The following is a 6,043-nucleotide window of genomic DNA, read 5'->3' on the forward strand; positions in this document are numbered from 1 at the left end:
ATTAAAAATTTCTCCAGCTAACAGTCTGTCGCGCGACTCGACATCTGCTGCTACATCTTCTGGGGCGGGACGCCCATCCCACTTTCAAGAGTGAAAGTTATTTAATTCTCATTTCTAAGGTGAATTTTGCTCCTCGGTACTGGGGGGGTTTTGGCCAATTCCCAATTGCTTCTTAGAGGATTTTAAGTCTTTCCAAAGCATCTTAATATCTTTATAGGCTTTCTCAGCACTAATTTTCCCCCCTGTTTCCAGCGAGCAAATATAAGTTATTTTTTGAGCAAACTCCTGCAAATTGGCATTAAACGCCAAGTTTTCTGGCGTGAAATCACCGTAGTAGCGATTGCGAGGATGTAAAAAATCTTCCCGCTCTTTCATTGCCCCCTCCTAATTTAACTTTTGGTATTCAACTTTTGGTTCGGTCTCTGCTGTTAATAGCACTATTTGTACTCAGTGTCGCGGCGCTAACTTGCTTCTATTGTATTGCGTAAGTAGCAATTGTGCTTTTTCGCTCTGTATTTGGTCTATTAATGCAGTCTTAACCTTAAGTTACCTATATTTTAACTTTTCTTTAACCTAAAAGCAAAAAATTGGGAAATGCGCGGTTCGCATCTCCCTTGAGATATATTTGGCAGTTGGCGATTAATCTTTTCTGAAGCCGAATATTTATTTGTGGCACTCGCAGCCGGTGTGGCCGCAGCCGCTGCCGTTGGGGTGCCCGTCAGCGCAAGCACTGGAACAGTATGTTTTGCCGTCTTTTTCAATGGCTTCGCTGGGGCTGACAACGCACGAACATGAAGGGCAGGCACATTTTGTTTGGGTGGCGGTAGTCATTTGAGCTTCTCCTGGTGGGGTTGTTTGTCTATACTTATATATGAACACATATTCAGATATAAGTCAAGGGAATGTAAAAGTTTTGTTACAAAAGGTTTGCCGATCGCACTAAAATGAAAATGAGAATTAAAACCAGCCTGGAAAAGATGTCACCAAACTCTGCTGTTAATGGAGCGATAAGTCAGCCTCTCGAACAACACGATACACCAACGTGCGATCGACCGCACCTAGTTGACAGTGTACGGGCCGGGGACATCCAAACACAAGTGCTCAACACCGCAAAAGCTCAGCGGATGGCTGAGTTTTTCAGTCTTTTGGGAGATGCGAACCGCCTGCGGCTGCTGTCGGTTTTGGCAAAACAAGAACTGTGCGTGTGCGACTTAGCTGCGGCGTTGAGTATGAGCGAGTCAGCAGTATCGCACCAGTTGCGGGCATTGCGGGCGATGCGGTTGGTAAGTTACCGCAAGGTTGGGAGACAAGTTTTCTATAGTTTACTCGATCGCCACGTTTTTGAACTTTACCAAGCAGTCGCCGAACACTTAGACGAAGCCTAATACTATTCTCCTTCGATGGTGTGGCCCGTAGCTACCACAGCTTGTTTGATTGACTCATCAGAAGCTTGGGCTTCAACAGTAACAGTCTTAGCTGCGACATCCACATTTACAGTAGCTTCGGAGTCAACAGTTTTGATGGCTTTGGTAATTGTATCACCGCAGCCGGAACAGACGATCGAGGGAACCTTAAGTAGTATTGCCATAATAAAAGCCAAATATTGTAGATGACAGTGTTGATTGTGCTTTTATTTTAATCTAATTTCGCTTTCCCCGCAAAAGTGCGCCAGAATAAATTCTGACCCTACAAAAGCCAAGTCCTGCGGCGCCAACTAATGACTAATGATATCATCTCCGATCGAGCGATTAAAAGGGCGGGTTTTTGAGATTGTTAATTATTGGCAGATATTGTGGGCTCACGGGCCCCTACCGTATTAGGGGTAATCGACCGGACATAATATGACTGATGACTGATGACTAATGACTAATAGCTAATAACTAATAACTAATGACTGATGACTAATGACTTAGTATCTGGTATGCACCGCCCAACGGCCGCCGCTACAGGCCGCAAAATCGCAACTAAATCTACCATATCTGGTAAAGAAAGAGCTTGCCGCGCGTCAGAAACTGATTTTTCCGGTTGCGGGTGACATTCAATAATTAATCCGTCTGCACCGCAAGCAACCGCTGCTTTGGCGAGTGGTGCGACTAATTCTCGCTTGCCGACAGCGTGAGAAGGGTCTACAATTACTGGCAAATGAGTTAACTGTTTCAGTGCTGCGACTGCACCTAAATCTAATACATTCCGGGTGTAATTGTCGAAGCTGCGGATGCCTCTTTCGCAGAGAACTACATCAGGATTTCCGTGACTGAGAATGTATTCGGCGGCCATCACAAATTCTTCGATTGTGGCTGACAAGCCGCGTTTTAGCAAAACAGGTTTTCCGGCTTGACCGATCGCCTTTAGTAACTCGAAGTTTTGCATATTCCGACTGCCTAATTGCAGCATATCAGCATAGGTGACAACTGGCTCAATTTGGGCGATCGACATTACCTCTGTCACCACGGGCAAACCGTAACGCCTGCTGACATCGGCTAAAATTTCCAGTCCCTCAATTCCCATCCCTTGGAAAGAATAGGGAGAAGTGCGGGGTTTGTAGACTCCGCCTCGCAAAGCTTGCACGGATGCGGCGGATAGTTGGCGGGCGACGGTTTCCATTTGTTGGGAACTTTCTACAGTACAGGGGCCACCGATGATTAATAATTCTGTGCACCCGACTGAGACTGTTTCTGAAAGTTTGACAATTGTTTGGTGTTCGGGATGAGATTTGGTTGCGAGTTTGGCTTCTAACATGAGGATATTTTCCAAGAAAATTAAGTGGGTGGTTGAAAACAAAAAACCCGGAACTTTTAAGAGTTCCGGGTTGGTGCGAAAAGACAGCGCGACAATTTACCCAGAACTCTTGTTGGGCCAAAAATAAAAGCTGTAGTACCAGTTACTGAATAATGTCATTGCTGTTTTCGCTTGTACTCGATTGGTTGTTGTGAAAAAAACTAGAAAAAACAAAACCGCAGGTGTTAATCTGCGGTTCGCCCGGATGTTCACAGTGAATTGCAAATTCACTCCGGGCAAACTTGGCTGTACCAAAAATAAAAATAGCTGTTGGCTGTGAACATAGCTGAAGTGCTGGGATTTGTGGATCGAACACAATACTATTTGACAAGCTAGCACAGGGAGACTGGGATGTCAAGTTATTTTTGGCAAAAGATTTGTAGATGCCGCGGCGGTTGGAAACCGGGGCTACAAAGACGAAACCTGCCTCTGCAGGTTGGGATATTCACATTTACCAGTCCACGTAGGTGGACTTTGTTTGTGTAGTAGCGGTTTCTAACTGCCGAAAATTAATGTCGAAGATTAACTACTTATGGTTGAATGAAAATACCGATCGCATTATGAACTCTCGCAGCAGTTGACGGAGGTCGATCGAGCAAACTACCTCCCAAATACAAACCCGTCGAACTTCCCCCATCCAAATTTAAAGCATCCACAGCACCCATTTGCTGCAAAATCTGCGCCAGTTCTGCGAAATTTGGCCCCGCCCCGCCCGCGCGATTGTGCACCGCTACAATCAGCAAATTCCCCGCAGCAGTTCGCCCGATCGCACTTCTAATTGCTGTCTGTCTAACAAACGCATCGCTAAACCCTTCCGCCTTCGCATCCACCACAACTTGACTGTTTTGCACCAACACCGGCCCGCCGCCGAGAATGTAAGGAAAACGGTTGAAATCAGCAGGAAAAGTGTTAGTTTCCAAACGCAATAAAGTGCCGATAGAAAGTTCAGATGCCGGGAACAAATCGGCACGCAAAGCCAAAATATAACCGTTAGCTGGAATCGGAAAAGTTGTTGTTCCCGGCGCACCTCCGGGGGATTGGCTGACAACTCTATCGCCCGCAACTGTCACAATTACTTCATTGCCAGACAGCGGAGTATAAGTTGTTCCCCAATCAGAATTGTAGCGACCGATTCCCGGTTGTACGTAGGCACTATTGAGATGAGAAACAGGCAAAAATTGATTGGTCGGAGTTATCAAAGTTTCTTGCAAAGTCAAACGATCGATCGCAAATTCTCCCCGATCGTTCCAGGCGATCGCCCCCCGGTTCAAAATCGGCCCGGAAAGCCATTTATTGTCCCGCCGAATTGCGCCTAAAGCTAACTGATTAATTCGATTGAAAAACCCTGCATTAATTGCAGCCGCCGCACCGGAAACTTCTGCTGTTTGCAATAAAGGTGCAGTGCCTCGATCTGTCGGCGGATTGCTGAGAATTGGTCGAATTTTCACACCCGCTTGACGCGGATTAACTTCTAACCAAACTACCGGAAAACGATCGGTTCCTAAATTCTGATACTGCTGCCGCCACTGCACACCGGGCGCCCAAACAATGTTTTTTTCTACTAAGGAATCTGGCCGAATATCGATAACTAATCGATTGGGATTTCCCAGGCCCAAAACTTGCGGCCGCCAACCTAAAGGAATCTTCACTTTGACTTGGGTTCGATCGCCGTCAGGTTCAACTTTTAGTGATAGCAATTGTTGGCTGGTTTGAAAAGTTTCCTGAAGTAACGCCGGATCGACTTTGGCATCGATCGCGATCGACCATTCTTGACCGGCGATCGGCGCTGCGGGCGTTATTTGCAGCGGGAGAGCGGGTTTTGTCGGGTCGTCTGGTGTTTCGAGGTTTGGCGCTGCACGGAGGTTTGGGAGTGGGATAGCGGGCTTTGTGGGGTCGTCAGGGGGGTTGGGTGTGGGTGTCGGCGACGGGATTGGCGTATTGACAAAGTTGACTTGCCACGGGGCGGGTCGATCGATATCTACTACAATGCGATCGCCCGATTCTATTTCTGCTTGCCGAATTCCGGTAACACTTGCAGTTTGAGAAGTAATTTTTAGACTATTTCCATCAGCAGATATCTCCCAGCCCGCAAGTCTAGCAAAATCCGTAACATCTAGATAACGATAGGGGCCTGTTGGCCGCGCTGCTAAGCTTTGATCACCGGTTAAAGATACCGAAAACCACTGCACCGGTTGTTTGGTACTGTCGGCGCTGCTAAGCAAATCCACTCCCGCACCTTGCATCAATCCAACGTCAGCAATCCAAGTTCGGAAATTCGCAGAAGTGCTGTTTGCCGGCTGCTGAGTCCAACTTAGGGGGAGAATGCGGCCGTTTAGCGAAACTTGGCGGCCTTGTTTGATTCTGGAATCTGGCGGTAGGGATTGAGTCAAAAACCTATATTCCGACAGGGAATGAATTCCCTGTCTCATAGCTGAAGTCCTCTCAAGAGGACTATATGTCAATATTTCAGTCGGTTTCAACTGAGATATTGCACCATTCTCCAGAACAGGCAAGATGCCTGTTCCACAATAAAATTCATCTCTTGTGGAACAGGCATCTTGCCTGTTCATAAAAAGCTTATTGACAATGGTGCAAGATGTGAGTTTCAACCGACTTTCGCTATCAGCCAGGGAATCCATTCCCAGGCGGGAGCTCGAAGCATCAATCAACCCAGCCCTTTCCCCCTCTTGTGCTCTTGCGGGTTGATTCCCGACTAAAGACGGGACGATCGCCACTACGGGTAAAATTAAGACTGACAATATTGGGCGCCAATAGAAAAAATTACGTTTCACAGCTTACAACTCACAATTTTACTTCTCAACGCATGGGGATTTAGAAACCCGGAAAATCCGTATGTTTGTTCTTACTCAACGGCGCTAATTGCCCTCAAGCCCTACTACACAAGGCTCACACCGGAATAGAAATAGCAAACTCCGAGCCCTGCCCCAGGCAAGAATTCACCACTAATGTACCTCCATGTTTTTCCACCACAATTTGGTGGGCGATCGACAATCCTAATCCAGTTCCTTGACCCACAGGCTTGGTTGTAAATAAGTGGTTAAAGATGTTTTCCTTGACATCGTTCGACATCCCCACTCCATTATCCTTAATCCGAATCACAACCTGATTGTTGGATTCACTCAGAGCAGTTTGAACCGTGATTTGATTGGGTAGGGCTTTAATTTCAGTAAAACTGCGCCCCTTATTTGACTCCTCCAGAGCGTCAATGGCATTAGCCAGCACATTCATAAATACCTGGTTTAAC

General features: G+C 46.7%; 7 protein-coding genes. 1 reads left to right on the forward strand and 6 read right to left on the reverse strand.

Annotation, left to right across the window (positions count from 1 at the left end; translation table 11 throughout):
• Window positions 1–114 precede the first annotated feature (114 nt).
• Window positions 115–375 (reverse strand): DUF7219 family protein, encoded by a 261-nt coding sequence (locus QUA50_RS28815; protein ID WP_333055966.1) that lies wholly within the window; start codon window positions 373–375, stop codon window positions 115–117.
• 288 nt (window positions 376–663) lie between these two features.
• Window positions 664–831: a metallothionein gene (locus QUA50_RS28820; RefSeq protein WP_333171546.1), complete on the reverse strand. Its 168-nt coding sequence runs from the start codon at window positions 829–831 to the stop codon at window positions 664–666.
• A gap of 146 nt (window positions 832–977) precedes the next feature.
• Here QUA50_RS28820 and QUA50_RS28825 point away from each other — a divergent pair, with 146 nt between their 5' ends.
• Window positions 978–1,385 (forward strand): metalloregulator ArsR/SmtB family transcription factor, encoded by a 408-nt coding sequence (locus QUA50_RS28825; protein ID WP_333259487.1) that lies wholly within the window; start codon window positions 978–980, stop codon window positions 1,383–1,385.
• 2 nt (window positions 1,386–1,387) lie between these two features.
• On the opposite strand, the gene QUA50_RS28830 is transcribed toward QUA50_RS28825, so the two are convergent.
• The 4 genes from QUA50_RS28830 to QUA50_RS28845 form a co-directional block, all read right to left on the reverse strand.
• Window positions 1,388–1,588 (reverse strand): heavy-metal-associated domain-containing protein, encoded by a 201-nt coding sequence (locus QUA50_RS28830; protein ID WP_333259484.1) that lies wholly within the window; start codon window positions 1,586–1,588, stop codon window positions 1,388–1,390.
• Window positions 1,589–1,887: 299 nt separating this feature from the next.
• Entirely contained in the window at window positions 1,888–2,739 is an 852-nt protein-coding gene (gene aroF / locus QUA50_RS28835) for a 3-deoxy-7-phosphoheptulonate synthase (protein ID WP_333259481.1), read from the reverse strand.
• 569 nt (window positions 2,740–3,308) lie between these two features.
• The gene (locus tag QUA50_RS28840; protein WP_333299404.1) at window positions 3,309–5,570 is read right to left on the reverse strand and encodes a phosphodiester glycosidase family protein; all 2,262 of its coding nucleotides are present in this window, start codon (window positions 5,568–5,570) and stop codon (window positions 3,309–3,311) included.
• 115 nt (window positions 5,571–5,685) lie between these two features.
• Window positions 5,686–6,043 (reverse strand): ATP-binding protein (locus tag QUA50_RS28845; RefSeq protein ID WP_333409760.1); only part of this gene is annotated, 358 nt, incomplete at its 5' end.

The sequence above is a fragment of the Microcoleus sp. M2_D5 genome, assembly GCF_036701935.1.
In the GTDB taxonomy this organism is placed as follows: domain Bacteria; phylum Cyanobacteriota; class Cyanobacteriia; order Cyanobacteriales; family Microcoleaceae; genus Microcoleus.